General features: G+C 74.7%; 23 protein-coding genes. 16 read left to right on the top strand and 7 right to left on the bottom strand.

What is annotated here, in order from left to right; genetic code table 11:
• Positions 1–25: 25 nt before the first annotated feature.
• On the bottom strand, positions 26–1,621 hold the full coding sequence (locus tag IN07_RS00320; protein ID WP_081975074.1) for an ABC transporter substrate-binding protein: 1,596 nt from the start codon (positions 1,619–1,621) through the stop codon (positions 26–28).
• Positions 1,622–1,799: 178 nt separating this feature from the next.
• Here IN07_RS00320 and IN07_RS00315 point away from each other — a divergent pair, with 178 nt between their 5' ends.
• From IN07_RS00315 to IN07_RS00275, 9 genes are all read left to right on the top strand, one after another.
• A complete protein-coding gene (locus tag IN07_RS00315; RefSeq protein ID WP_036332392.1) occupies positions 1,800–2,606 on the top strand; it encodes an IclR family transcriptional regulator in 807 nt (268 codons plus the stop codon).
• 139 nt (positions 2,607–2,745) lie between these two features.
• Complete coding sequence (locus IN07_RS00310) at positions 2,746–3,918, top strand: glycoside hydrolase family 1 protein (protein WP_036332465.1); 1,173 nt, start codon at positions 2,746–2,748, stop codon at positions 3,916–3,918.
• A 97-nt stretch (positions 3,919–4,015) separates the two neighbouring features.
• A complete protein-coding gene (locus IN07_RS00305; RefSeq protein ID WP_036332390.1) occupies positions 4,016–4,576 on the top strand; it encodes a quercetin 2,3-dioxygenase in 561 nt (186 codons plus the stop codon).
• A gap of 81 nt (positions 4,577–4,657) precedes the next feature.
• Positions 4,658–5,581, top strand: a complete 924-nt coding sequence (locus IN07_RS00300) for an alpha/beta hydrolase (RefSeq protein WP_081975073.1) — start codon at positions 4,658–4,660, stop codon at positions 5,579–5,581.
• Positions 5,578–6,429 carry a fumarylacetoacetate hydrolase family protein gene (locus tag IN07_RS00295; protein WP_036332388.1) on the top strand — a complete coding sequence of 284 codons (852 nt, stop codon included), beginning with the start codon at positions 5,578–5,580 and terminating at the stop codon, positions 6,427–6,429. Before IN07_RS00300 ends, IN07_RS00295 begins: the two co-directional genes overlap by 4 nt.
• Complete coding sequence (locus tag IN07_RS00290; protein WP_036332385.1) at positions 6,419–7,666, top strand: DUF3500 domain-containing protein; 1,248 nt, start codon at positions 6,419–6,421, stop codon at positions 7,664–7,666. The genes IN07_RS00295 and IN07_RS00290 overlap by 11 nt, the downstream gene beginning before the upstream one ends.
• 162 nt (positions 7,667–7,828) lie before the next feature.
• A complete protein-coding gene (locus IN07_RS00285; protein ID WP_036332383.1) occupies positions 7,829–9,460 on the top strand; it encodes an FAD-dependent monooxygenase in 1,632 nt (543 codons plus the stop codon).
• A 9-nt stretch (positions 9,461–9,469) separates the two neighbouring features.
• On the top strand, positions 9,470–10,552 hold the full coding sequence (locus tag IN07_RS00280; protein ID WP_036332381.1) for a Gfo/Idh/MocA family protein: 1,083 nt from the start codon (positions 9,470–9,472) through the stop codon (positions 10,550–10,552).
• Between the two features lie 111 nt (positions 10,553–10,663).
• Complete coding sequence (locus tag IN07_RS00275) at positions 10,664–11,620, top strand: carbohydrate kinase family protein (RefSeq protein ID WP_036332461.1); 957 nt, start codon at positions 10,664–10,666, stop codon at positions 11,618–11,620.
• A 70-nt stretch (positions 11,621–11,690) separates the two neighbouring features.
• On the opposite strand, the gene IN07_RS23645 is transcribed toward IN07_RS00275, so the two are convergent.
• The gene (locus IN07_RS23645) at positions 11,691–14,435 is read right to left on the bottom strand and encodes an endo-1,4-beta-xylanase (RefSeq protein ID WP_081975071.1); all 2,745 of its coding nucleotides are present in this window, start codon (positions 14,433–14,435) and stop codon (positions 11,691–11,693) included.
• Positions 14,436–14,616: 181 nt separating this feature from the next.
• Here IN07_RS23645 and IN07_RS00265 point away from each other — a divergent pair, with 181 nt between their 5' ends.
• The 6 genes from IN07_RS00265 to mgrA all read left to right on the top strand — a co-directional run bounded on the left by IN07_RS00265 (position 14,617) and on the right by mgrA (position 18,894).
• Positions 14,617–14,946, top strand: coding sequence for a putative quinol monooxygenase (locus IN07_RS00265; protein WP_036332379.1), 330 nt, complete (start codon positions 14,617–14,619; stop codon positions 14,944–14,946).
• 35 nt (positions 14,947–14,981) lie between these two features.
• A complete protein-coding gene (gene pdxY / locus IN07_RS00260) occupies positions 14,982–15,833 on the top strand; it encodes a pyridoxal kinase PdxY (protein ID WP_197058288.1) in 852 nt (283 codons plus the stop codon).
• A gap of 2 nt (positions 15,834–15,835) precedes the next feature.
• Positions 15,836–16,312 (top strand): heme-degrading domain-containing protein, encoded by a 477-nt coding sequence (locus IN07_RS00255; protein ID WP_036332377.1) that lies wholly within the window; start codon positions 15,836–15,838, stop codon positions 16,310–16,312.
• Between the two features lie 396 nt (positions 16,313–16,708).
• Entirely contained in the window at positions 16,709–16,897 is a 189-nt protein-coding gene (locus IN07_RS00250; protein WP_036332375.1) for an RGCVC family protein, read from the top strand.
• Positions 16,898–16,931: 34 nt separating this feature from the next.
• On the top strand, positions 16,932–17,828 hold the full coding sequence (locus IN07_RS00245; RefSeq protein ID WP_231557914.1) for a pentapeptide repeat-containing protein: 897 nt from the start codon (positions 16,932–16,934) through the stop codon (positions 17,826–17,828).
• 28 nt (positions 17,829–17,856) lie between these two features.
• Positions 17,857–18,894 (top strand): L-glyceraldehyde 3-phosphate reductase, encoded by a 1,038-nt coding sequence (gene mgrA / locus IN07_RS00240; RefSeq protein WP_036332454.1) that lies wholly within the window; start codon positions 17,857–17,859, stop codon positions 18,892–18,894.
• A 27-nt stretch (positions 18,895–18,921) separates the two neighbouring features.
• Here the strand turns inward: mgrA and IN07_RS00235 are convergent, their stop codons facing one another.
• From IN07_RS00235 to IN07_RS00230, 3 genes are all read right to left on the bottom strand, one after another.
• A complete protein-coding gene (locus tag IN07_RS00235; RefSeq protein ID WP_036332373.1) occupies positions 18,922–19,332 on the bottom strand; it encodes a Fur family transcriptional regulator in 411 nt (136 codons plus the stop codon).
• Between the two features lie 112 nt (positions 19,333–19,444).
• The gene (locus IN07_RS25010; protein WP_156118976.1) at positions 19,445–19,603 is read right to left on the bottom strand and encodes a hypothetical protein; all 159 of its coding nucleotides are present in this window, start codon (positions 19,601–19,603) and stop codon (positions 19,445–19,447) included.
• A 103-nt stretch (positions 19,604–19,706) separates the two neighbouring features.
• Complete coding sequence (locus tag IN07_RS00230; RefSeq protein ID WP_036332371.1) at positions 19,707–20,051, bottom strand: ArsR/SmtB family transcription factor; 345 nt, start codon at positions 20,049–20,051, stop codon at positions 19,707–19,709.
• 63 nt (positions 20,052–20,114) lie between these two features.
• On the opposite strand from IN07_RS00230, the gene IN07_RS00225 reads away from it, so the two are divergent.
• Entirely contained in the window at positions 20,115–22,160 is a 2,046-nt protein-coding gene (locus IN07_RS00225; protein ID WP_064972336.1) for a heavy metal translocating P-type ATPase, read from the top strand.
• On the opposite strand, the gene IN07_RS00220 is transcribed toward IN07_RS00225, so the two are convergent.
• A complete protein-coding gene (locus IN07_RS00220; protein ID WP_197058287.1) occupies positions 22,067–23,839 on the bottom strand; it encodes an ABC transporter permease subunit in 1,773 nt (590 codons plus the stop codon). The genes IN07_RS00225 and IN07_RS00220 overlap by 94 nt on opposite strands.
• Positions 23,836–25,314, bottom strand: coding sequence for an ABC transporter substrate-binding protein (locus IN07_RS00215; RefSeq protein ID WP_036332369.1), 1,479 nt, complete (start codon positions 25,312–25,314; stop codon positions 23,836–23,838). Before IN07_RS00215 ends, IN07_RS00220 begins: the two co-directional genes overlap by 4 nt.
• Positions 25,315–25,336: the final 22 nt, after the last annotated feature.

Raw genomic sequence — 25,336 nt, 5'->3', positions numbered from 1 at the left:
CGGCCACCGGCCGGTGCCGGGCGGCTCAGGCGGCCGGCTCGACCTCGGAGAGGACCAGGTAGTTGTTCGTCCCCGCGTAGGAGGGCTCGGCCACCTTCTCGGCGTTGTAGCCGGTGTAGGCGTAGTCCTCGTAGACCGGGATGTACCAGCCGTTCTCCGCGATGGCCCGGTTCAGGTCGCCGAGCGCCTGCTCCCTGGCGTCGCCGGTCGCGCCGAGGGCAGCGCCCAGCGCGCTCTGGATCTCCGGCTCGGTCGCGCCCTGCATGTTCATGAAGCCGCCGTAGAGCACCCCGGCGACCCAGCCGGCCGGCTGACCACCGATCGCCATCGGCCCGAAGATCAGCGGGTCGGTGCGCACCGCAGCGAACACCTGGTCGGTCGAGGTGGCCGTCACGAAGTTCATCGTGATGCCGACCTCGGCCAGCTGCTGCTGGATGACCACCTGGTCCTCCGATGGCTGGCCGAGCACCGTGATGTCGAAGGCGAACCCGTCGGGCAGGCCGGCCTCGGCGAGCAGCTCGCGGGCGCGCTCGGGGTCGTACCCGAACTCCTCGTTGAGCGCCGGGTCGAAGCCCTCGGCCTCGGCAGGGAAGAGCTGGGCCGTCGGCTGGGCGCCGGGGTGCAGCTGCTCGACGATCGCCTCGCGGTCGATGGCGTGGCTGATCGCCTGCCGGACCCGCTCGTCGGCGAAGGCGGGGTTGGTCGCACCGGTCTTGTCGATGACCGGGAAACCGACGATCGTGCCGCCGACCTTGGCCAGGCTCGACCGCTGCTCGACCATGTCGATGGTGGTCGGCTTGAGGATGGTGGCGATGTCGGCCTGCCCGGAGATGACCGCGTTGGCCAGCGCCTGGGGGTCGGTGATCACGTTGAACACGACGGTGTCGTAGGCCCACTCGTCGGCGTTCCAGGCCTCGTCCTTCTTGTCCAGCGCGTACGTGCTCGCCCGCGTGGTCTGCCCCGCGTTGAGGGTGTAGGCGCCGGACCCGTCCGGGGTGGTCTCCAGGGTCGCGGGGTCGGCGAGCCCGTCGGGCCCGACGACGACCCCCGCGGTGTCGGTGAGGTTGTTCTCCGGGCTGGCCTGCGGCTGGGCCCAGGTGATCACGACGGTCTGCGGGTCGGGCGCCGCGACGTCGACGATCTCGCTGGCACCGCCGGTGGCGAGCGCGCCGTAGGCCTCCAGGTCGGCGTCGTTGCGCCGGTCCAGGTTGGCCTTGACGACCTCCGCGGTCAGCTCCGAGCCGTCGGCGAAGGTGACGCCGTCGCGCAGGGTCAGCGTCGTCTGCGTGTCGTCCTCGTTGTTGCTGAACTCGGTGACCAGGCTGGGTGCCACGGTGCCGTCCGGCTGGGTCACGAACAGCGAGTCGTAGAGGGCGCTGAAGAACGTGAACTGGCCCTGCGAGTACTCCAGCGGGTCGTAGCCGGTCGGCGCGGCGTCGGCGTCGTAGGCGAAGGTCAGCGTGTCGCTGGGGCTCTGGCTGCTCGTGCCGCCGCCACCCTCGCCACCACCGCCGCACGCGGCGAGCGAGGTGAGCGCACCGGTGGCCAGGACGGCGACGCCGGCCCGCATCAGGGTGGGACGGCGCAGCGCCGAGGGGTGGCGGGTCCTGGATCGGTTCATTCCGGTCTGGCTCCTTCGCTTCGTTACGGAGGGGTCATGTCGGCCGGGATCGGCCGCGCCGGGGAACCGGCTTGGCGGCAACGATGCGGCGGGCCTCGCCGTGACGTCAGGCACAATGCCGACCAATGGAAGACAACTGTGGCCTGCGCCTCACCGAGAAGGACCCGGAGGCTCTTGCGTGACGGACGACGACTCCCCCACCACGCGGGTCCGCGGCCGGCGCCCTCCGCAGGGCGATCCCGTCGTCGACCGGGCCCTCGCCCTGCTCGGCGCCTTCGACAGCAGCCGGCCGTACCTGAGCCTCAGCGAGCTCAGTCGGCGCACGGGCATCCCGGCCAGCTCGGCGCTGCGACTGGCCGGCCGGTTGCTGGAGTGGGGGGCGCTGGAGCGCGGCGCCGACGGCCGCTTCTCGATCGGTCTCCGGCTGTGGGAGGTGGCCTCCCTGACCCCGCGCAGCCACGAGCTGCGGCAGGTGGCGCTGCCGTTCATGGGCGACCTGGAGGAGGTGACCCGGCAGCACGTGCTGCTCGCCGTCCGGGAGGGCGAGGAGGCGCTGATGGTGGAGCGGCTCTCCTCGCACGGGGCCGTCGCCGCCCTGTACCGGCCGGGCGGGCGGATGCCGCTGCACTCCACCGGCGTGGGCCTGGTGCTGCTCGCGTTCGCCGAGTCGTCGTTCCAGGAGGAGGTGCTCGCTCAGCCGCTGATGCACCAGCCGGAGAAGGTCCCGGTCTCCTCAGCGGCGCTGCGGCGGACGCTGGCCGAGATCCGGCGGGACGGGCTGGCCACCTTCCGGCGGGGCGCTCCCGGGCCGATCGTGTCGGTGGCCGCCCCGGTGCACGACGCGCAGGGCTCCGTCGTCGCCGCGCTGTCGGTGCTGGTGCCCGCGGAGAACGCCGAACCACGACTGCTCGGCCCAGCCGTGCGCACGGCGGCGCGGGGCATCTCCCGCGGCCTCGGCCCCTGGCGGGCACCCGGGACACCCTGATCCAACTCGTCTGCCATTGGCCGGCAGCGGTGCTGAGCACGGTGAGCGGCGTCACGCATGCTCGCGGGACGTCGATCAACGAGGAGCGCCGCGCCTGCCCGTGTGGCACGGCCTCCCGACACCGCTGGAGGCCCACCGCATGACCCAGTTCCCGGACGGCTTCCTGTGGGGCACCGCCACCGCCGCGCACCAGGTCGAGGGCGGCAACGTCAACAACGACCACTGGGAGATGGAGCACGCCCCGCACTCCCCGTTCGCCGAGTCCAGCGGCGACGCGTGCGACTCCTGGAACCGGTGGGAGTCCGATCTCGACCTGGTGGCCGGGGCCGGGCTGGACACCTACCGGTTCAGCCTGGAGTGGAGCCGGATCGAACCGGCCGAGGGCGAGCTCTCCCGCTCGGCCCTGGACCACTACCGGCGCATCGTCGACGGCTGTCGCGACCGCGGGCTGACCCCGATCGTCACGCTGGTCCACTTCACGATGCCGCGCTGGATGATGCACGACGGCGGCTGGACCGGGCCGAAGGCCGGCGACCGGGTCGCCCGCTTCACCGAGCTCGCCCTGCCTGCGGTCGAGCACGCCGAGTACGTGCTCACGCTCAACGAGCCGAACCTGATGGCGGTCCAGCCGGTGATCGGCGCGATGGCCCGGCGCGGCGAGCCGATCCACGGCCTGCCCGTGCCCGACCAGGGCGTCGCCGAGGCGCTGATCGGGCTGCACGGCCGCAGCGCGGAGGTGCTGCGGGGTGCCGGTGCTCCCCCGTCCGGCATGTCGCTGGTCGGCCTCGAGTACATCGACGAGGGCGGTGGCCAGGAGCACCTGCAGGCCGCGCGCGCGGCGATGATGGACCAGTTCCTCCGGGCCGCGGCCGGCGACGACGTCGTGGGGCTGCAGGTCTACACCGCCCAGCGGTTCGGCCCCCAGGGGCTGATCGCCCCGCCGGCCGACCGGCAGACGCTGGCCCACGGCATGGAGCGCCGGCCGGAGGCCCTCGGTGCCGCGATCCGCTACGCGTCCTCGGTGCTGCCGGAGACCCCGCTGCTGGTCACCGAGAACGGCATCGCCACCGCCGACGACGCCGACCGGATCACCTTCACCACCGACGCGCTGACCGGTCTGGCCGCGGCGATCGCCGACGGCGCCGACGTGCGCGGCTACGTGCACTGGAGCCTGCTGGACAACTTCGAGTGGATGCTCGGCTTCGCCCCCACCTTCGGCCTGGTCGCCGTCGACCGCGAGACGTTCGCCCGCACGCCGAAGCCCAGCCTCGCCTGGCTGGGTGAGGTCGCGAAGCGCAACGGCCTGGCCTGACCCCGATCCCCGTGCCGGCCAATGGCACAGCCGGGGACGTGGTGACGACGGTCACCGATGCTCGACCAGTCAACGCCGACCTGAACCGGGAGCACCCATGAGCTTCGAGTACCTGATCGACCCCGCCAAGGGCCCGCAGTGGCAGGGCCTGTTGCCCGGCAAGCCGCAGCCCTACGTGCTCCGCAGGGGCGAGGGCGAGCACGCCAAGCTCTTCGGCGACGTGTTCACCGTGCTGCTGTCCGGCGACGAGACGCAGGGCCAGTTCGGGATCATCACCGCCGACTCCCCGGCCGGCGACGTCATCCCGACCCACTCGCACAACGAGACCCACGAGACCTTCTACGTGCTCGAGGGCAAGGTCCGGCTCTTCTTCGAGGACGGCGACGGCGCCAAGCAGTCCCAGCTGCTCACCCCCGGCGACTTCGGTTACGTGCCGGCCGGGTTCGCGCACGCCTACCAGGTCGTCGAGCACGCCCGGATGATGGGAACGCTCTCCGGCGGCTTCGAGCGGTTCTTCCAGCACATGGGCGCCCCGACCGACTCCACCAGCCCGGACCAGCCGCCGTTCATCCCGGACTTCCCGCGCATGCAGGCGGCCGCGCAGCAGCACAACATGCAGTTCAAGCCCGACTTCGAGTGGCCTGAGCCCACCGCCTGACCTGCGCTCACCCACCGCCGTCCCCTCCGGCGCCGAGAGTGGATGCACTCCCGGCGCCGGAGGTGTGCCCTGAGGAGACCCGTGCCCGCGCCCACCCTCCCGCTCCCCCCGCCCGCCCACGAGGCGCCGCTGCCGCCCGCTCGCACCGGCGCCTCCGGTGTCCGGGTGCTCTCCGGCGTGCCGTACGCGGCGCTGCCCGGCGCCCGGCCGCTGGAGCTGGACCTGTACCTGCCGGCCGGGGACGGACCACATCCGGTCGCGCTCTTCCTGCACGGCGGCGGGTGGCGGCTGGGCAGCCGGCACACCGCCGGCCCGATGTACCGGGACGCCGCCCCCACGCCGTTCGAGCAGGTGGCCGCCGCCGGCATCGCGGTGGCCAGCCTCGACTACCGGCTCTCCGGCGAGGCGGTGTGGCCGGCGCAGCTGCACGACGCGAAGGCCGCCGTCCGCTGGCTGCGCTCCCGCGCCGCCGAGCTGGGGGTGGACGCCGACCGGATCGCGTCGTGGGGCGAGTCGGCCGGCGGCCACCTGGCCGAGCTGCTCGGGCTGGTGACCGACCCCGCTCTCGAGGGCGAGGTCGGTGTCACCGGTCCGTCGTCCGCGGTCTCCGCCGTGGCCGCCTGGTACGCCCCGAGCGACGTAGCGGCGGTGGCGACCGACATCGGCAACGACCCGGCGGACCCGGCCAGCCGCGAGGCGCAGCTGATCGGCGCCCCGGTGTCCGCGGCCGCCGACCTGGCCGCGCAGGCCAGCCCGATCACGCACGTCTCCCCCGCTGCGCCGCCGGTCCTGCTGCTGCACGGCCGGGCCGACCGGTTCGTCGCGACCGCGCAGAGCCAGCGGCTGCACGACGCCCTGACCGCCGCGGGGACGGACGTTGAGCTGCACACCTACGACGGCGCCGACCACATGTGGCTGGGGACGCCCGACACCGCCACCGACGCACTCGACCGCACGATCACCTTCCTGCGGCGCCACCTGATCGACGAAGGAGACCGGGCATGAGGATCGTCGGCATCCACCGGGACGGCGGCGGGGTGCAGGTGGCCGCTCTGTCCGACGACGACACCTCGGTCACCGTGGTCACGTCGGTGGAGGAGTTCTGGGCCGACGCCGCCGGGCACCTGTCCCGCGAGCCCCGCGGGGAGACGCTGGTCGCCACCGACGCCGAGTTCGTGCCGCCGGTGCTGCCCGGCGCCCGGGTGATCTGCATCGGTTTGAACTACCTGAAGCACGTCGCGGAGGGCAGCTTCCGCGACCAGGAGGTCCCGGCGTACCCGACGCTGTTCGCCCGCTGGACCCAGTCGCTCACGGTGGACGGCGCGCAGGTGCCGGTCCCGGCCGACGAGGACGGGCTGGACTGGGAGGGCGAGGTGGTGGCCTACGTCGGCAGCACGCTGGTCGACGCCACCCCGGACGAGGCGCTGGCCGCCGTCGTCGGCTACTCGACGTTCAACGACCTGACTTCCCGGCGGGCGCAGAAGCTCACCAGCCAGTGGATCCTCGGCAAGAACGGCGACCGCTCCGGCCCGCTGGGCCCACTGGTGCCGGCTGCCGAGGTCGGCGACCTGCGCGACGGGCTGCGGGTGCAGACCCGGGTCAACGGCGAGACCGTCCAGGACGGGCGCACCGACGAGATGGTCTACACCGTCGGCGACACCCTCTCCCTGATCTCCCGGACGTTCACCCTGCGGCCCGGCGACCTGCTCGCCACCGGCACCCCGTCCGGTGTCGGCTACGCCCGCACGCCACCGTGGCTGCTGGAGCCCGGGGACGTCGTCGAGGTCGAGATCGAGAAGCTCGGCGTGCTGACCAACACGGTCGTGGGCAACGAGGTGGGCCGTGGCCGGTGAGTTCCGGCAGTACCTGTTCCCGCACGACCACCCCCGGCTGACCGAGGTCCGCGGCCTGGACCCCTACGCCTACCGGGAGCACGCCCGGACCCCGGGCACCTTCACCGGCGGGCTGGTCGAGGGCTGGACGCCGCTGTACCTGCAGGAGTTCCGCGGGGTCACCTCCGACGGCACCCTCCGCGAGGGGCTGTACCCGCTCACCCCGGCCGAGCCGGGCGAAGAGGCGCCGGTCGCGGCCATGGTGGCGGCGGCCGAGGACCTGCTCGCCGCCCTGGACGACGGCGGCCGGGACCGGGTCGCCTTCCCGGTGGACGCGCCGGAGTGGCAGACCTGGGCCAACCCGGAGTTTATGCAGTTCGACACCGGCCTGCGGCTGGAGTTCCAGCCGCCGGAGGTGCGGGAGAAGGCGCTGGCGCTGGTCCGCGCGTCACTGTCCCCCGAGGGCTTCGAGCTGGCCCACGCGATGATGCTGATCAACGGCTTCCTCGGCGAGGTCGTCGGCCTGGCGAACGTGCTCGACGAGTTCAGCTACAACATCGCCGTCTACGGCACCCCCGACCTGCGGGCGCCGTGGGGCTGGCAGCTGTTCGGTCACCACTGCGCCGTCAACTGCCTCGTCGTCGAGGGCCGGATGCAGCTGTCCCCGGTGTTCCTCGGCGCCGAGCCCAACGAGATCGACGCGGGCCCGCACGCCGGCACCGAGTCCTTCACCGAGCGGATCGCCGCGGGGCTGGCGGTGATGGCCGCCCTGCCGCCGGCGCAACGGCAGGCGGCGACCGTCTACGCGCAGATGGTCGACCCGGCCATGCCGCCAGGCCGGGTGCACCCCGGCGACGAGCGGCACCTCGCCGGCGCCTTCCAGGACAACCGGGTGATCCCGGTCGAGGGCATCCCGGTCACGGAGATGCCACCCGACGCGCAGCGCCTGGTCCTGGCGGTCGTCGAGCACTTCGTCGACCTGCTGCCCGAGGGCCCCCGCCGCGCCCGGATGCGGGAGGTGACCGCGCACCTGGACGAGACCTGGTTCAGCTGGATCGGGGGCTCCGAGCCCGGCGACGTCTTCTACTACCGGGTGCAGTCCCCGGTGCTGATCGCCGAGCTGGACCACCACTGCGGCGTCTTCCTGGACTACTCCACCCCGCAGCCCTTCCACGTGCACACCGTGCTGCGCACCCCGCACGGCAACGACTACGGCCGGGCCTGGATCCGGCAGTGGCAGGCCGCGCACGGGTCCTGAAGACGGTTCCGTCTCGCTCTGCCGCTCAATGACATCGGGCTACGGCGACGTGACGGCCGCCACGATGCTGGACGTGCGTCCCGCGCCGCTGACCTGGCCGGACGCCGTACCCGCCTGCACCGCTCAGCCTCCGGGCACCGCAGCCCACGACAGGAGATCCCCATGACCGCCGTGCCAGCCCGCGTCCCGGTGTTGATCGCCGGCGGGGGGCCCAGTGGCCTGGCTGCCGCGCTGGAGCTCGGCCGGCGCGGCATCGAGGTGCTCGTCGTCGAACCGCGCACCACCCTCGACCCGCTCCGCCCGCGCGCCAAGACCACCAGCGTGCGCACGATGGAACACCTGCGCCGCTGGGGCCTGGCCGACCGGCTGCGCGCGCTGGCCCCGCTGCCGGTGGACCACGCGCAGGACGTCGTCTTCTGCACCGGCCTGTTCGGGCACGAGATCACCCGGTTCCCCGAGGCGTTCGGGCTCACCACGGAGCGCCGGGACGAGTTCGCCGAGCCGGGCCAGCAGGCCCCGCAGCCGCTGGTCGAGCAGCTGCTGCGCGACGCCGTCGGCGAGCTGCCGTCGGTCACCGTCCTCATCGGCTGGCGCGTCGTCGAGGTCACCGACGGCCCCACCGGGGCCTCGGCCGTCCTGCAGCGCGCGGACGGCGAGCGGCACCAGGTCACCGCCGACTGGTTGCTGGGCTGCGACGGCAGCAGCGGGGTCACCCGGCGGGCGATCGGTGCCCGGTACGCCGGCTCCTCGGGGACCCTGCCGAACGTGAGCATCGCCTTCCGCTCCCCGCAGCTGGAGCAGCGGGAGCTGTGCGCGGTCGGCGTCCACTACTGGGTGATCGGCGCGGAGCGCGGTGGCCTGATGGGCCGGCTGGACCTCGACGGCACCTGGTGGGCGATCGTCCAGGGCGTCGACGCGGAGACCGAGCAGGTGGACCCGGTCCGGCTGGTGCAGGCGCTGGTCGGCGCGGAGGTCGACGTGGAGGTGCTGGCCACCGACCCCTGGTCGGCCCGGATGCTGCTGGTCGACCGCTACCGGGGCGAGCGGGTGTTCCTGGTCGGGGACGCCGCCCACCTGAACCCCCCGTGGGGCGGGCACGGCTTCAACACCTGCGTGGGCGATGCGGTGAACCTGGGCTGGAAGCTCGCCGCGGTGCTGCGCGGCTGGGCACCGGAGTGCCTGCTGGACAGCTACCAGGCCGAGCGGCGGCCGGTGGCCGAGCGGACCATCGCCGCGGCCGGGGCGCAGGAGGCCTTCCTCGCGCCGTCCTTCGCCACCGGCGACCTGGACGACGAGTCCGCCGACGGCGTCGCCCTGCGCGCCGCGGTCGCCCGGGCGCTGCAGGTCAAGGACCCGGAGTTCCACAGCCTCGGGCTGGTGCTCGGCTACGACTACCCCGGTTCGCCGGTCGTCGTCCCCGACGGCCTGCCCGTGCCCGAGCCGGAGCTGGTCACCTTCCGGCCGTCGGCCCACCCGGGCGCACGGCTGCCGCACACCTGGCTGCCGGACGGGCGTTCGCTGTACGACCTGCTCGGCGCGGAGTTCACCCTGCTGCGGCTGGACCGCGCGGCGGCCACCGAGGGGCTGGCCGCCGCCGCCGCGCGGCGCAACGTGCCGTTCCGCGTGGTGGACCTCGAGCACGTTCCCGGGCTGCGGGAGCGCTACGGAGCCGACCTGCTGCTGGTGCGCCCGGACCAGCACGTCGCCTGGCGCGGCGCGCAGCCGGTGGACGCCGAGGCGCTGCTCGCCCGGGTCGTGGGCGCCGGGGAGATGGCCGATCTGCTCCTCCCCTAGCGTGACCGCATGACCCTCGCGCCTCCCACCTCGCCGTTCATCGCCCGGCCGGAGCTCCTCGGCGCCGACCCGCTGGCCCCGACCGGGCGGCCGGTCGGGTGGGGCGTGGTGGCCACGGGCGCGATCGCCGCCACCGTCACCGCCGACCTGGCGCTGCTCCCCGACGCCGTCCTGCAGGCGGTCAGCTCCCGGCACGCCGAGCGGGCCCGGGCCTTCGCCGAGCAGCTCGGCTTCGCCTCCTGGTACGCCGACGACGAGGCGCGGTCGGGGCTGGACGCCCTGCTGGCCGACCCGGCCGTCGAGGTGGTCTACGTCGCCACCCCGCACGCCCAGCACGCCGCCGTGGTCCGCGCGGCGCTCACCGCCGGCAAGTCGGTGCTCTGCGAGAAACCGGTCACGATCAACGCCCGGGAGGCCCAGGAGCTCGTCGACCTGGCCCGGGAGCGGGGGCTGTTCCTGATGGAGGCGGTCTGGACCCGGTTCCTGCCGGCGTACCAGCGCGCGCTGCAGATCGCCGCGTCCGGCGAGATCGGCACGGTGCACTGGGTCGCCGCGGAGGTGGGCTTCCCCGCGCCGCTGGACCTCACGGCCCGGATCTGGGCCCTGGCCGACGGCGGCGGCGCACTGCTCGACCTCGCCGTCTACCCGCTGCTGTGGGCCTGGGGCACCCTCGGGCTGCCCGACTCGGTGCGGGCCACCGGCGCGCGCACCCCCGAGGGGGTCGACGCGCAGAACGCCCTCACCCTCGGCTGGGACTCCGGCGCCCAGGCCCAGCTGACGACGTCCCTGCTGGCCCGCTCACCGCACACCGCACTGATCTGCGGCAGCGACGGCTGGATCCGCACCGACGGCGCGGACTCGGTCTACCGGCCCACCCGGCTGGACGTGCAGGTCGGCGACGCCGCCGTCCGCACCGAGGAGTTCCCGCTGATCGGCTCGGGCTACGTGCACGAGCTGCGGGAGGTCACCCGCTGTCTCCAGCAGGGCCTGACCGAGAGCCCGGTGATGCCGCTGGAGCACTCGCTGGCCACCATGCGGCTGCTCGACGGGGCCCGCGAGCAGCTCGGGGTGGTCTACCCGAACGACCGCTGAGCCGGCACGACCGAGGCCACGTCGACGACGGCCGGCGGTTCGAGCTCCGCACACACCCGATCAGGCGAGGACGCCCGGAGACCGGTCCGGGGCCGCCGCTACGGTGTGGCGGTGATCACCGTCTGCGGCGAGCTCGTCATCGACCTGATCCCCTCCGGGGACCCGACTCCGGGCGCACCGCCGCAGTACACCGCCTTCCCCGGCGGCAATGCGCTCAACGTCGCGGTGGCGGCCGCCCGGCTCGGCGCGACGACGCACCTGATGTCCCGGGTCGGCCCCGGCCCGTTCGGTGCGCTGCTTCGCGAGCACGCGGCCGGCAACGGCGTGGCCACCGACGCGATGCTCACCGCCCCCGAACCGGTCAGCCTCGCCGTGGTCGAGCTGGCCGAGCAGGGGTCGGCGAGCTACTCCTTCCACACCGTGGGTGCCGCCGACTGGCAGTGGACGGCCGCGGAGCTGACGGCGGCCTGGCCCGCCGACACCCGGATCGTGCACATCGGGTCCATCTCCAGCTGGACCCGGCCGGGCTCGCTGGCCATCGCCGACCTGGTGCGCCGGGTGCGCGCCGAGGGCACCGCGCTGGTCAGCTTCGACCCGAACGTGCGCCCCACCCTCATCGACGACGACGAGGCGGTGCGCACCCAGGTGACCGAGCTGCGCCGCGTCGCCGACGTGGTGAAGGTGAGCGCCGAGGACCTGGCGTGGCTGGAGCCCGGCGCGGACCTGGACGAGGCCGCCGCCCGGTGGGCCGCCGAAGGCCCTGCCCTGGTGGTCGTCACCGACGGCGGTGAGGCGCTGCGGGCGGCCCGCCCCGGCGGCGCGGTGCTGCGGGTGCAGCCCCCGTCGGTGACCGTGGTCGACACCGTGGGCGCCGGCGACAGCCTGGCGGCCGGGCTGTTCGCCGGGTTGGCCCGCACCGGCGTGCTCACCTCCGCCCAGCTGCGCGACCTGCCCGAGCCCGAGCTGACCGCCCTGCTGGACGACGCGGCGCTGGTCGCCGCCCTCGCCTGCACCCGCCCCGGGGCCGACCCGCCGACCCTCGCCGAGCTGGCGGCCGCACGCCGCTGAGCCCGGGACGCACAGAGCCCCCGCTCACCGGATGGTGAGCGGGGGCTCTGCGCGTGCGGTCAGCCGGTGGTCAACGTCGGACGTCGATCGTGACCGTCGTCGTGCTGCTCACCGGGGCCCCCCGGCTGTCGGTCATCGACATCGTGCAGTCGAAGGTCGCCTGCCCGACCTGCGTGGGGCGAGCCCGCAGGGTGAAGGTGCCGTTCTGGCCGGCCGGGTAGTCCCGGTTGCCGACCTGCCGGGCCGACCCGGGCGCCAGGTCCAGCGCCAGCGCCGGGCCTGCCGTCTGGGTGCAGGAGTACTCGAACGAGCTGCCCAGCAGCACGCCTGCGCCCCGGTTGCCGAACTGCACGACCAGCTGGACGGTCTGCTTGGCGTTCGCCCGCACGACCGGCCCGTTGTTGATCTGCTGGTACAGCTCGGTCTCCGTCGTCGGCGGGGTCACGACCACGTCGAAGGTGCTCGGGTTCGACGTGTTGCCCGCACGGTCGGTGGCCGTGCAGCTCACCTCGGTCGCGCCGATCGGGAAGAGCGCCCCGGACGGCGGAGTGCAGCTGACCGTCACGGCGCCGTCCCGGGTGTCCCCGGCCTCCGGCAGCGGGTACTGCACCCGGGCGCCGGCGGGGCTGGTGGAGTCGGCGGCCACGTCGTCGGTGCCGGCGATCCGGGGCGGGAGCTGGTCGGCCGGACGCGGCGCGAGCTGCGTCGGGTCGACGATGCCCCAGTAGGCGGGCATGACCTGCAGGTCGTCGTCGAAGGGCAGCGGCGACTCCCACGGCCGGGCCGCCGGCCAGGTGCGCAGCCAGCTGCGGCCGTTGCTGATCCCCCAGAAGGTGACCGACTCGATGGACTCCGAGTGGCCCCGCAGCATGTCGAACAGGTCCCGGTAGTAGTACCCGAGCTCGGTCTCGGCGGCGTCCTGGTCGGCCATCGCCGGCGAGTGCTGCGGCACGGTGCCGTTGCTGACGTCAGCGCCGTTGTTCTCCTTGGAGTCGCTGACGTCCAGCTCGGTGATCGCCTGCAGCAGCGGCGTCCCGGTGCGGGCGCTGAGCTCCTCCACGGCGGTCAGCGAGTCGTCCAGCCACTCGACCGGGCGGGCGAAGTCGACGTGCGCCTGGTGGCCCACCCCGTCGATCGGCACACCGCGCTCGACCAGGGCGGAGACCAGGTCCAGGTAGTCGACCCGCTTGGTCGGCATCTCGGTGTTGTAGTCGTTGATGAACAGCGCGGTGTCCGGGAAGTACCGGTCGGCCAGCCGGAACGCCTCGTCGACGAAGCCCTCACCGAGGACCTGGAACCAGCGGCTGTCCCGCATGTCGTGCGGGTTGGCGGTGTCGCCGTCGGCGATGACCTCGTTGACGACGTCCATGGCCCAGATCGGGCTGTCGCCGTCCGGGTACCGGGCGTCGACGTGGTCGGCGATCGCCTTGATGTGCGCCTCCATCCGGGCGCGCAGCAGGGCCTGGTCGGCCGGGCTGTCGGTCAGCGGGCGGTCGCCGTCGCGGAAGAACCAGTCCGGGGTCTGGCTGTGCCAGACCAGCACGTGCCCGTAGACGTCGGTGCCGGTGGCGTCGGCGAAGTCGAGCAGCGCGTCCAGGTCACCGAAGGTGAAGGTGCCCTCGACCGGCTGGATCTCGGCCGGCTTGCCGTCGTTCTCCGGGGTGATCGCGTCGAAGTGCCGCTGCACCAGCTGGGCGGGCCGACCCACGGTCTCCCGCTGGTCGACCGCCACGCCGACGTGCTCGAAGCCGTCCTCGCCGAGCACGTCGGCGAGCCCGGGGACGTCCTGGATCGGCGTCTCGGCGAAGCCGGCCAGGGCGAAGTCGTCGATCAGGAAGCTGACCCCGGCGTCGCCCTCGACGTAGAGCTGGGCCCGGTCGACGGCCGCGCCGAGGGTGTAGGTGCCACGCAGTTCGGTCCACTCGTCGGCGGTGACGACCGCGCTGGCGCCGGCGACGTTGTCGTAGTTGGTCGTCGTCCCCCGGTCGCGCTGGATCGAGACGTTGAGGGAGGCCGGTGCCTGACCCGGGGCGAGCTTCGCCCACACCGAGACCTGGACGGTCTCCCCCAGCGCCAGGCCGGCGGTGACGTCGACGGCCGGGCCGTGCCAACCCTGCGTCCGGCCGGTGGTCAGCAGGCTGGTGCTGCCGCCGTGGGCGTCGGTGGTCGTGGCGGCCAGCTGCGCCGCGCCGCGGGGGACCCAGCCGCCGAGCCCGTCCTCGAAGTCGGTGGCCAGGTCGGCCCGGGTGCCCGGCTCGACCGGCCCGGCGGCCTCGCCGGTGATCGTCACGTCGTCGACGAAGAAGGCCTGGGTCGCGTCGGGGCTCTCCAGGTAGAGCTCGAGGCCGCTGTTGCTGGTGCCGAACTCGTAGGTGCCGCTGACCTTGGTCCAGGCGCTGTCGGAGACGGCGACCTGCCAGGCCACGGTGTCGTAGGTCGTCGTGCCCCCGGTGGGCGTGCGCGCCGCGCTCATCGTCACGAGGTCGGTCTCCGGCTCGGCCGTGGTGTCGGCGAGCCGCACCCAGGCCTCGACCTCCCAGGTGCCCGCCGGCAGCAGGGCGCTGGCGTCCAGCCCCGGCCCCTCCCAGGCCTGCGTGCGGCCGGTGACCGCCAGGCTCTGCGCGCCGCTGCGGGCGGCGACGGTGCTCGGGGCGACCTGCGCACCGCCGCGGCCGTACCAGCCGCCGGTGTCCTGCTCGAAGTCGGCCGTGTGCACGGTCGTCGGCGCGGCCCCGGCTGCGGGCGCCGCGACCACCCCCGCCGTGGCGACCATGCCGAGCATCGCTGCCCCGGCTCCCAGACGTCGTCGTCCCATGTGTCCCGTTCTCCTCGGGTCGGTGCGCGAGCAGCGCTGCTGCGTGACCTGACCAGTTTCGATAATTACCGGTACTGGTCCGAGAGAGTGAACCCCACCACATCAGCAACGGTCAACGGCGTCCCATCGCGTGGGACGCCGCCGGTCGATGCGGCGGGCGAGGGCGACCTACGCTGAGCCGGTGATCCTCATCGTGGTGAAGTGGCCGGTCCGTCCGGAGTTCGACGAGCGCTGGCCCGAGCTGGTCCGGGAGTTCACCGAGGCGGTCCGCGCGGAACCCGGCAACGTCTTCTTCGAGTGGTCCCGCAGCGTCGACGAGCCGCACACCTGGGTGCTCGTGGAGGGCTTCCGCGACGCCGAGGCCGGAGCGGTGCACACCGCCTCCGACCACTTCCGGAAGGCGATCTCGGAGATGCCCGACTGGGTGTCGGCGACGCCGTCGATCATGTACGTCGACTCCCCCGACCTGGCCGGCTGGGGCCCGATGGGCGAGGTCCAGCCCCGCGGCTGACCCGCCCGGGCGGCCGGTGTGCGATCTTCTGGCGCATGGTGAACGTCCTGTCGATCCAGTCCCACGTCGCCTACGGGCACGCCGGCAACGCCTCGGCGGTGTTCCCGCTGCAGCGGCTGGGCGTCGAGGTCTGGCCGGTGCACACCGTCCAGTTCTCCAACCACACCGGCTACGGCGCGTGGACCGGCCGGGTGTTCGACGGCCAGGCCGTCGACGAGGTCGTGCAGGGCATCGAGGACCGCGGCGTGCTCGGCAGCTGCGACGCCGTCCTCTCGGGTTACCTGGGGTCGGCCGACATCGGGCACGCCGTGCTCGGCTCGGTGGCCAAGGTGCGGGCGGCCAACCCGGCGGCCGTCTGGTGCTGTGACCCGGTGATCGGCGACGTCGGGCGCGGGGTGTTCGTCCGGCCCGGCATCCCCGAGTTCATGCGGGAAGTCGCTGTCCCGGCCGCCGACATCGTCACCCCGAACCACTACGAGCTGGACCTGCTCTCCCAGTCCGAGACCCGGTCGTTGGCGTCGGTGAAGGACGCCGTCTCCGCCGTCCAGGCCCTCGGCCCGCGCGTGGTGCTGACCACCTCGCTGGTCGCCGAGGACACCCCGGACGACGCCGTCGACCTGCTGGCGTCGGAGGGCGGCCGGCACTTCAGGGTGCGCACCCCGCGCCTGGACCTGTCGGTCAACGGCGCCGGCGACGCGATCGCGGCGCTCTTCCTGGCGCACTGGCTGGACACCCGCTCGGCCGGCGAGGCGCTGGCCCGGGCTGCCGCGTCGGTGTTCGGCCTGCTGCGGATGACCGCGGAGGCCGGCTCCCGGGAGATCCTGCTGGTCGCCGCCCAGGACGAGTACGTCACCCCCACCCGCACCTTCGACGTCACCGAGGTCTGACCATGAGCGACTTCCCACCCCTGGCCGAGCTCGCCGCGCAGGAGGAGGAGCTGCAGTTGCGCAGCTTCACCAACGACGACGCGTGGGCACTGGGCGCCGCGCTGGTGGCCCGAGCCCAGGACGGCCGGCTGCCGGTGGCGATCGAGATCTCGCGGCACTCCCACCAGCTCTTCCACGCGGCGATGACCGGCGCGACCCCGGACAACGACGCCTGGATCGCCCGCAAGGCCGCCACCGTGCACCGGTTCGGGCACAGCTCGCTCTACGTCGGCCAGCGCTCCCGCGAGGCCGGGACGACGTTCGAGGAGCAGTTCGGGCTGGACCCGCAGCAGTACGTGGCCCACGGCGGGGGCTTCCCGCTGCTGGTGCGCGACGTGGGCCCGGTGGGCGTGGTGGTGGTCTCCGGGCTGCCGCAGGTGGAGGACCACGCGATGGTCGTCGCCGCGCTGCGCGAGCTGGTCACCCGGCAGTCGGCCTGACCCAGCTGACCACCCGGTCCCCCCGCTGGGGAACCGGGCGCGGGGTCAGTTCTTGCCGTGCGTGAGCTTCTCCATGCCGGAGCTGGTCTCCGCGGACGCCTTCTTGGCCGCCCGCTTCTCCTTGATGCTCGAGCCGGACTTCTTGGACGCGTTCTTGTCGACCATGACCACTCCCTCATCGGGAACCGGTCGGCTCCAGGGGCCGGACGCTACGCCTCTCCGGCGCCGGCGAGGCGCAGTTCCGCCGGGGTGCCCTCGGAGAGTCCGACGCGGCAGGACCGAGCGCGGCGTAGCGTCGGGGTCACGGTCACCTCGCCGGTCCTGGACAACCGTCCGGGACGGCGATCCCCTCCCGGGGCAGCCTCGCCGCGCCGTCGGCGGAGTCAGGCCCTCGCCATGACCGCATCCACGTACGCCCCCTCGTCCACCTCCGCCCTCCCGGCCCCCGCCGACCGCGCCGGCGACGAGCTCGGCTGCCCCGCCTGCGCCCACCCGATGGACGCCCACGACCCGATCGGCGCGCGGTTCTGCCGGGCCACCGCCGCTGCCGCCCTGGACCGCGGCTGCGTCTGCCGCCTCGGCTGACCTGCACGACCACACCCGCTGCGAGGAGGCCCCTGTGTCCGACCCGCGCACCACCCTCCCCCTGCTGGCGGAGGCGCGGCGGGACCTGACCGCTGACTGCAGTCGCTGTAGCGGGCTGTGCTGCGTGGTGCCGGCCTTCGCCGCCTCGGCGGACTTCGCGATCGACAAGCCGGCCGGCACTCCGTGTCCGAACCTGCAGCCCGACGCCCGCTGCGGCGTGCACGACCAGCTGCGTGACCGCGGGTTCCCCGGCTGCGTCGTCTTCGACTGCTTCGGCGCCGGCCAGCGGGTCACCGAGGACACCTTCCCGGGCCGGGACTGGCGCACCGATGCAGCGACAGCAGCGGCCGTGTCCGCCGTCTTCCCGGTGATGCGGCAGCTGACCGAGCTGCTGTGGCACCTCACCGAGGCGCGGACCCTGCTGCCGGCCGGGTCACTGGCCACCGAGGTCGCAACCGCGCACGCCCGCACCGAGGAGCTCACCCGGGCGGCCGCTGACGAACTGGCCGGCCTGGACGCCGCGACCCTGCGACGCGAGGTCGGCGAGCTGCTCGGCCGGGTCAGCGACGCCGCCCGGGCCGACGTGCCCGACCGGGCCCGGGACCGCCGCGGCGCCGACCTGATGGGCGCCGCACTGCGCGGCGCGGACCTGCACGGGGCGAGCCTGCGCGGCGCCTACCTGATCGGGGCGGACCTGCGGGGTGCGGACCTGCGCCGCGCCGACCTGCTGGGGGCCGACCTGCGCGCCGCCGACCTGCGGGGCGCCGACCTCACCGGCGCCCTCTTCCTGACCCAGCCGCAGCTCACCGCCGCCACCGGCGACGCGGGCACGTCGCTGCCCGGGTACCTGACCCGCCCCGCGCACTGGGCCACCTCGGCCGGGCCGGCGACCGGTGGTGGGCGCCGCGGCCGTCGCCCCCGTCGTCGCTGACCCGCTGCCCGCCGGGCACGATCAGCCCATGGCCTACTCCGCGGAGAGCACCCGCTACGACTCGATGACCTACCGGCGCACCGGCACCAGCGGCCTGGACCTGCCGGCGGTGAGCCTCGGCCTCTGGCACAACTTCGGGGACGATGTCCCCTTCGACCGGCAGCGGGACATCCTGCGGCGCGCCTTCGACCTGGGGATCACCCACTTCGACCTGGCCAACAACTACGGACCGCCCTACGGCAGCGCGGAGACCAACTTCGGCCGGCACCTGGCCGACGACTTCCGCCCGTACCGCGACGAGCTGGTCCTCTCCACCAAGGCCGGCTACGACATGTGGCCCGGCCCCTACGGGCAGGGCGGCGGCTCGCGCAAGTACGTGCTGTCCAGCTTGGACCAGTCACTGCAACGAATGGGCGTCGAGTACGTCGACGTCTTCTACAGCCACCGACCCGACCCGACGACGCCGCTGGTGGAAACCATGGGCGCGCTGCACACGGCCGTCCAGTCGGGCAAGGCGCTCTACGCCGGCATCTCCTCCTACTCGCCGGAGATGACGGCGCAGGCGGCGGAGATCCTGGCCGACCTGGGGACGCCGCTACTGATCCACCAGCCCTCGTACTCGATGCTCAACCGCTGGATCGAGACCGAGGGGCTGCTGGACACCCTCGCCGACGTGGGCGCCGGTTGCATCGCCTTCTCCCCGCTGGCCCAGGGGATGCTCACCGACAAGTACCTCGACGGCGTGCCGGAGGGCTCGCGGGCCGGCCAGTCCAAGTCGCTGGACCCCGGGATGATCACCCCCGAGTACGTCACCCACGTGCGCGCGCTCAACGAGCTCGCCCAGGCCCGCGGCCAGAGCCTGCCGCAGCTGGCGCTGGCCTGGGCGCTGCGCGACCCCCGGGTCACCTCGGTGCTGATCGGGGCGAGCAGCGTGCGGCAGCTGGAGCAGAACGTCGCCGCCTTGGAGAACCTGGAGTTCTCCGCCGAGGAGCTGGCCGCGATCGACCAGCACGCCGTCGACGCCGGCATCGACCTGTGGCAGGCCGCCCGGGAGGGTGCGATGTGACCCCTCCCCGTCGACCGGCCGGGCGGTTCAGCCCGGCTGGTCGGCCGAGGGCGCCCCGGCGCTGTGGCAGGCCGCACAGGTGCCGAAGATCTCCAGCGTGTGCGTGACGTCGACGAAGCCGTGCTCGGCGGCGACGCGGTCGGCCCAGCGCTCGACCGTGGGCCCCTCGACCTCCTCGGTGCGGCCGCAGACGCGGCAGACGAGGTGGTGGTGGTGCCGGGTGCTGCACCGCCGGTAGATCGCCTCACCGGCGTCGGTGCGGATGGAGTCGAGCTCACCGTCGTCGACCAGCGCCTGCACGGCCCGGTACACCGTCGACAGCCCGATCGTGTCCCCCGCCGCCCGCATCCGGGCGTGCACCTCCTGCGCGCTGTGGAAGCCCTCGAGCTCGTCGAAGACGGCGTTGACGGCGGTGCGCTGGCGGGTGTTGCGGATCATCTGGTCGTCTCCTCGTCGAGGCGGCCCGCGCCCTGCGGATGGAGCCCGGCGTTCTTCGCATGAGGATAGGAGCATGTGAGAACTGTTGTCGACTGCGGGTCCCGCCACCGGCTCACTCGTAGGGCTCGACCGGGGCCTCCACCGCCACCACCGACGCCGCGTCGATCGTCGGCTCCGGGTACCCGACCGCCGGGTCGACCTGCGGCGGGACGTGGGTGCCGACCACCTCCACCCACTCGTCGGGCTCGAACTCCGCGGGCCCGCCCGGCACGGCCACCCGGAGCGACGACCAGGACCACCGCGCGGCTGCTCCGGCACCGCGGCAGCCGGCCGGACGGCGACGGGCAGCCCGCCGCCGGCTGACCGCGGTCAGGTCAGCGGGGCTCGGACACCCGGTCGTCGACCGGGTGCCCGGCGTGGGAGAGCGCCTGGCGCAGCAGCGCACCCACGTGCGGGTCGGCCAACTGGTAGTAGACGAAGGTGCCCTCGCGCCGGTTGGTGACCAGGCCGGCCAGCCGCAGCTTGGACAGGTGCTGGCTGACCGCGGTGGGTGAGGTGCCGGCGAGCTCGGCCAGGCAGGCGACCGACGTCTCGCCCTGCATCAGCGCCCAGAGCACGTTGAGCCGGGTCGGGTCACCCAGCATGCGCAGCGCCTCCGCGGCCCGCCGCACCGCGTCGCCGGACGGCATGGAGAAGCCGTCGATGCCGGTGTGTGCCATGCCTGCACCTTAGGCCGGACGTCGACTTGCGTGTCTGCGCATCTGCGCAGATAAGGTGACGCGGTGACCCTGACGCAGGCCCCGCAGCAGGCCGTCCCCGCTCCTGCTCGGCGACCGCGGCTGCCCGGCTGGGGAGCGGTACCGGAGGTGCGCTGGGCCGCCGCCGCGCTGGCGTTCTTCCTCGCCGGGGGCCTGGTGCAGCTGCTGGACGGGCCGCAGCCGCTGGCCTGGGCGCTCTACCTCTGCTGCTACGCCACCGGTGGCTGGGAGCCGGCCTGGGCCGGGATCACCGCGCTGCGCGAACGCACCCTGGACGTCGACCTGCTCATGGTGCTGGCCGCGATCGGTGCGCTCGCGCTGGGCCAGGTCTTCGACGGCGCGCTGCTCATCGTCATCTTCGCCACCTCCGGCGCGCTGGAGACGGTGGCCACCCGCCGCACCGCCGACGCCGTCCGCGGGCTCACCGACCTCGCCCCCGAGCAGGCCACCGTGCTGGCCGGCGGGCGGGAACGCGCGGTACCCGCGGCCGACCTGACCGTCGGCGACGTGGTGGTGGTCCGGCCGGGCGAGCGGGTGCCGGCCGACGGGACCGTCCTGGACGGCGGCTCGGACGTCGACCAGGCGTCCATCACCGGCGAACCGTTGCCGGTGGACAAGGCGCCCGGCGACGAGGTCTGGGCCGGGACGTCGAACGGCACCGGCGTGCTGACCGTCCGGGTCGACCGGCCGGCGGCCGAGGCGGTGATCGCCCGGATCGCGACCTTGGTCGAGGAGGCCAGCGCCACCAAGGCCCGCACGCAGCTGTTCATCGAGAAGGTGGAACAGCGGTACTCGATGGGCGTCGTGGTCAGCACGCTGGCCGTGTTCGGCGTCCCCCAGCTGTTCGGGGAGTCGCTGCAGGAGGCGCTGCTGCGGGCGATGACCTTCATGATCGTCGCCTCGCCGTGCGCGGTGGTGCTGTCCACCATGCCGCCGCTGCTGTCGGCGATCGCCAACGCCAGCCGGCACGGGGTGCTGATCCGCTCCGCCGTCGTGCTCGAGCAGCTGGGCGCCACCACGGTGGTGGCGCTGGACAAGACGGGAACCCTCACCGACGGCACGCCCGCGGTGGTCGCCGTCCGCCCGCTGCCGGGGACGACCGGCGACGAGCTGCTCGCCCTGGCCGCCGCGGCCGAGGGGCCCAGCGAGCACCCGATCGGACGCGCGGTCGTCACCGCCGCCCGCGTCGCCGGGCTCTCCCCGGCCCCGGCCACCGGCTTCCGGGCCGCGGTCGGGTCGGGGGTCGCCGCCACGGTCGGGGGTCGCGCGGTCACCGTCGCCGCGCCGACGTCGGGACAGCTCGCGGTCGCCGAGCTGGTGGCCGAGGAGCAGTCCGCCGGTCGCACCGCCGTCGTCGTCACCGTGGACGGCAACGCGGCCGGGGTGCTGGCCCTCGCCGACCGGCTGCGCCCGGAGGCCGCCGGTGCCGTCGCCGCGCTGCGCCGGCAGACCGGCACCGAGCCGGTGCTGCTCACCGGGGACAACGCCGGAGCCGCCCGCGCGCTGGCCGCCCAGGCCGGGCTCGGCGACGTGCGGGCCGGGCTGCTGCCGGAGGACAAGGCCGCCGCGGTCGGCGAGCTGCAGCGGGCCGGGCACCGGGTCACGCTGGTCGGCGACGGGGTGAACGACGCCCCGGCGCTGGCCACCGCCGACGTGGGCGTGGCGATGGGCGGCATCGGGTCGGCCCTGGCACTGCGGAGCGCCGACGCCATCGTCGTCCGGGACGACCTGTCCGCGCTGCCCACGGTGCTCGCGCTGGCCCGCCGCGCCCGCCGGCTGGTCGTGCAGAACCTGGTGGTCGCCGGCACGGTGATCGTCGTCCTGGTGGCGTGGGACCTGATCGGCACGCTGCCGCTGGCGCTGGGCGTGGCCGGGCACGAGGGGTCGACCGTGCTGGTCGCGCTGAACGGGCTGCGGCTGCTGCGCTCCTCGGCCTGGCGGGCCGCCGCCCGCGAGGCCGAGGGCGGTCCGCCGGCTCAGCGGCCGGTGCGGACCAGCCCGGCGACGACCCCGAGCAGCACCAGCCCTGCTGCGGGCACCGCCACCAGCCAGGGCGCCCGCTCCAGGTAGACCACCCCGTCGGCGAGGCTGCGGCCCCACTCCGGTGACTCGGCGCCGGCCCCGAGGCCGAGGAAGGACAGCCCCGCCAGCGCCAGCGCGGTGTGCGGCACCCGCAGCAGCGCGTGCCGGCCGACCGGCGGCAGGACCACCGGGAGCAGGTGGTGCCGCACCAGGTGCCAGCGACCGGCCCCGCTGGTGCGGGCCGCGAGGTGGAACCCCGAGGCGCGCACCTCGGCGGCCAGGGTCCGGGTGTGCACCGCCAGCGGGATCCAGGCGACCAGGCTCACCGCCACGGCCGCGCCGGCCAGGCTGGGCCCGGCGACGGCGGCCACCGCGATGCCCACCACCACCGCCGGCAGCGCGTTGAGCACGTCGGCCAGCCCCGCCCGCTCCCGGCCGACCAGTCCGGCAGCGACCCCCACCACCAGGACCACCGCGCTGATCAGCAGGGCCAGCCCCACCGAGGGCAGGGCGCCGGCGGCGAACCGGGCGAGCACGTCGCGGCCCAGCGCGTCCGCGCCCAGCGGGTGGGCCCACGACGGTGCGGCCAGCCGGTCGCCGAGGTCCTGGGCGGCGGGGTCGCGCAACACGCCGACGAGGACCACCAGCAACAGCACGGCGAGCAGCCCGGCCGCCCACCGACCGGCGCCGGGCGCCGGGGGCGGCAGCTCCGGCGACAGCCCGCCGTCGGTGCCCGCCGGCCCGAGCAGCGCACGGTGCAGCAGCACCCCGGCCCCGCCGGCGGCCAGACCGAGCAGCACCAGCAACGCGACGGCGGCCTGCACGACCGGCAGGTCCTGGGCCAGCGCAGCGGCCAGCGCGACCCGGCCGAGCCCGGGCACGTCGAACACCGCCTCGATCACGGCCCCGGCCCCGAGCAGGCCGACGAGGAGCAGCAGGACCTGCGGGACGACGACGGTCAGCGCCCGCCGGGCGACCGCGCCCTGCACCGCTGCCCGGGAGACGCCGGCGGCCCGCCAGGTGCGCACCCACGCCTCCCCCGCGGCCTCCCGGACGGCGCCGGCCAGCACCCGGCCGAGCAGTCCCCCGGCCGGCAGGGCGAGGGCCAGGACGGGCAGCACGAGGTGCTCCGGGCCGGTGAACCCCGACGTGGGCAGCAGCCCCCAGCCCACGGCCACCACCGCGACCCCGAGGACGGCCAGCACGAACTCCGGCAGCGCGGCGAGTGCGGCAGCCAGCACCCCGGCGGCGCCGCCGCCGTCGGCGCGGCCGTCGGCGGCCCGGCGGACGGCGGGCCACGCGAACAGCACGGCGAGCACGACGGCCACCGCTGCCGCCGTCCCGGAGAGGGTCGCGGAGACGGCCAGCGCCGGCGGGACGACCTCGGCGACCGGCTGTCCGCTGACCCAGGAGGTGCCGAGGTCGCCGGTGACCGCGCGTCCGAGCCAGGCCACCGTGCCGCGGACCGGGTCGGCGGGGAGGTCCAGCTGCTCGCGCAGCGCGTCGAGCGCGGCCGGGTCCGGCTCGCGCTCCACCTCCCGGGCCCTCAGCACGGTGCGAGCAGGGTCGTCCCCGGACAGCCAGGGCAGCGCCCCGACCAGCAGCCCGGTGCCGGCGACCGCGCCCAGCCCGGTCAGCGCGGGGCGGAGCAGGCCCGACCGGAGCCGTCCGGGAGTGTGCCGCGGCCGGGCCGGAGCCACCTGCCGCACCCGGCCGGCGGCGGTCACTCCTCGACCGTCGTCCCGGTGCCGAGCAGCAGCCGGTCGAACCGGTCGACGGCCAGACCGCTGACCGTCGGGGCGTACCCGGTGTGGGTTCGCTCGTGCAGCACCGGCACCACGGCGCCGGTCGAGAGCACCTGGGCCTCGATCCGCAGCGCCGCCGCCCGGCGCTCCTCGGGGTCGGCCAGGGTCGCTGCCTCGGCGACGACGGCGTCCATCGCCGGGTCGCAGAGCCGGGCCAGGTTGTAGCTGCCCTCGCAGGTCAGGTCGGCGGCCAGGTAGCCGACCGGGTCGCCGGTGTCGCCCAGGTAGAGCCGGCTGGCGAGCACCGCGTCGTAGGTGCCGGCCAGCAGGTCGGTCTCCAGGGTGGCGTACTCGGCCACCACGACCTCCACCGTGAACCCGGCCTGCCGCAGCTGTTCGGCGAGCACCGCGGCCGCCTCGGGCAGCTCGGGCCGGTCGGAGTACGTGGCCAGCCGGATGCTCGTCCCGGCCGGGTCGGCGGCCGGGGGCAGCGTGACCGCCGGCCGGTCCAGGCCTCCGGCGGTGTCGTCGTCGAACAGCCCCTCGGCGACGTCGGCCCGGCCCTCGTAGACCGCCTCGACCACCGGCTGCGGGTCGATCGCCGCGACTGCGGCCGCGCGCAGGCCCGGGTCGGCGAACGGCCCGTCCGCGGTGTCCAGGGAGAGGGAGACCAGCCGCGGCAACGGCACGGAGAGCACCTCGGTGTCGGTCAGCGTCGACAGCTGGGCGATGGGCAGGTTGACCGCCACGTCCAGTTCACCGGCTCGCAGCCCGGCAGTGCGCGCGGCCGCGTCGGCGGGGAAGGTGACGTCCACGCCGGCCAGCTCCGGCGCGCCCGCCCAGTGGTCGGCGTCCGCGGTGAGGGTCGCACCCGACGCACCGCGCAGCTCGGTCAGCTCGAACGGCCCGGTGCCGGCGCCCACCGGGTCCGGCGCCGCCGGGTCGGCGTAGGCCGAGGTGGCGAGGACCACCAGCCCGGGGGCCGCCAGCCGGTGCACCAGCAGCGGATCGGGCTCGGCCACCCGGACCTCGACCGTGTCCTCGTCCACCGCACGGGCGGTGAGCCCCAGGCCGTCGATCGACCGGGGGGCCGGCGCTGCGGCGGCCGCTGCCGTCAGGGCGCCGACGACCGCCTCGGCGTCCAGCGGCGTCCCGTCGTGGAACTGCACGTCCCCCCGCAGGTCGAGGGTGACGGTGCGGTCGTCGACCCGGCTCCAGCTCTCGGCCAGCAGCGGGACGGGCTGGCCGGCCTCGTCCAGCCCCACCAGCGTCTCCCCCACGCCCATCCGGGTGAGCAGCGCCGCGTCGTCGGAGAACGGGGAGAGCGCGGCGACCGGGGGGAAGGCGAGCGCCAGCGCCAGCCGCTGCCCGCCGTCGGCGGCCTGCTCGCCCGAGGGGGCGAAGCACCCGGCGAGCAGGAGGGGCAGCGCGAGCAGTGCACCTGCGGGGCGGGGCATGGTCCCTCTTCTCGGTCGGCCG

This window comes from Modestobacter caceresii, from assembly GCF_000761485.1.
Classification (GTDB): Bacteria; Actinomycetota; Actinomycetes; order Mycobacteriales; family Geodermatophilaceae; genus Modestobacter; species Modestobacter caceresii.
The sequence above is the reverse complement of the archived record's forward strand: the minus strand, read 5'-3'. Positions and strand labels throughout refer to the sequence as shown.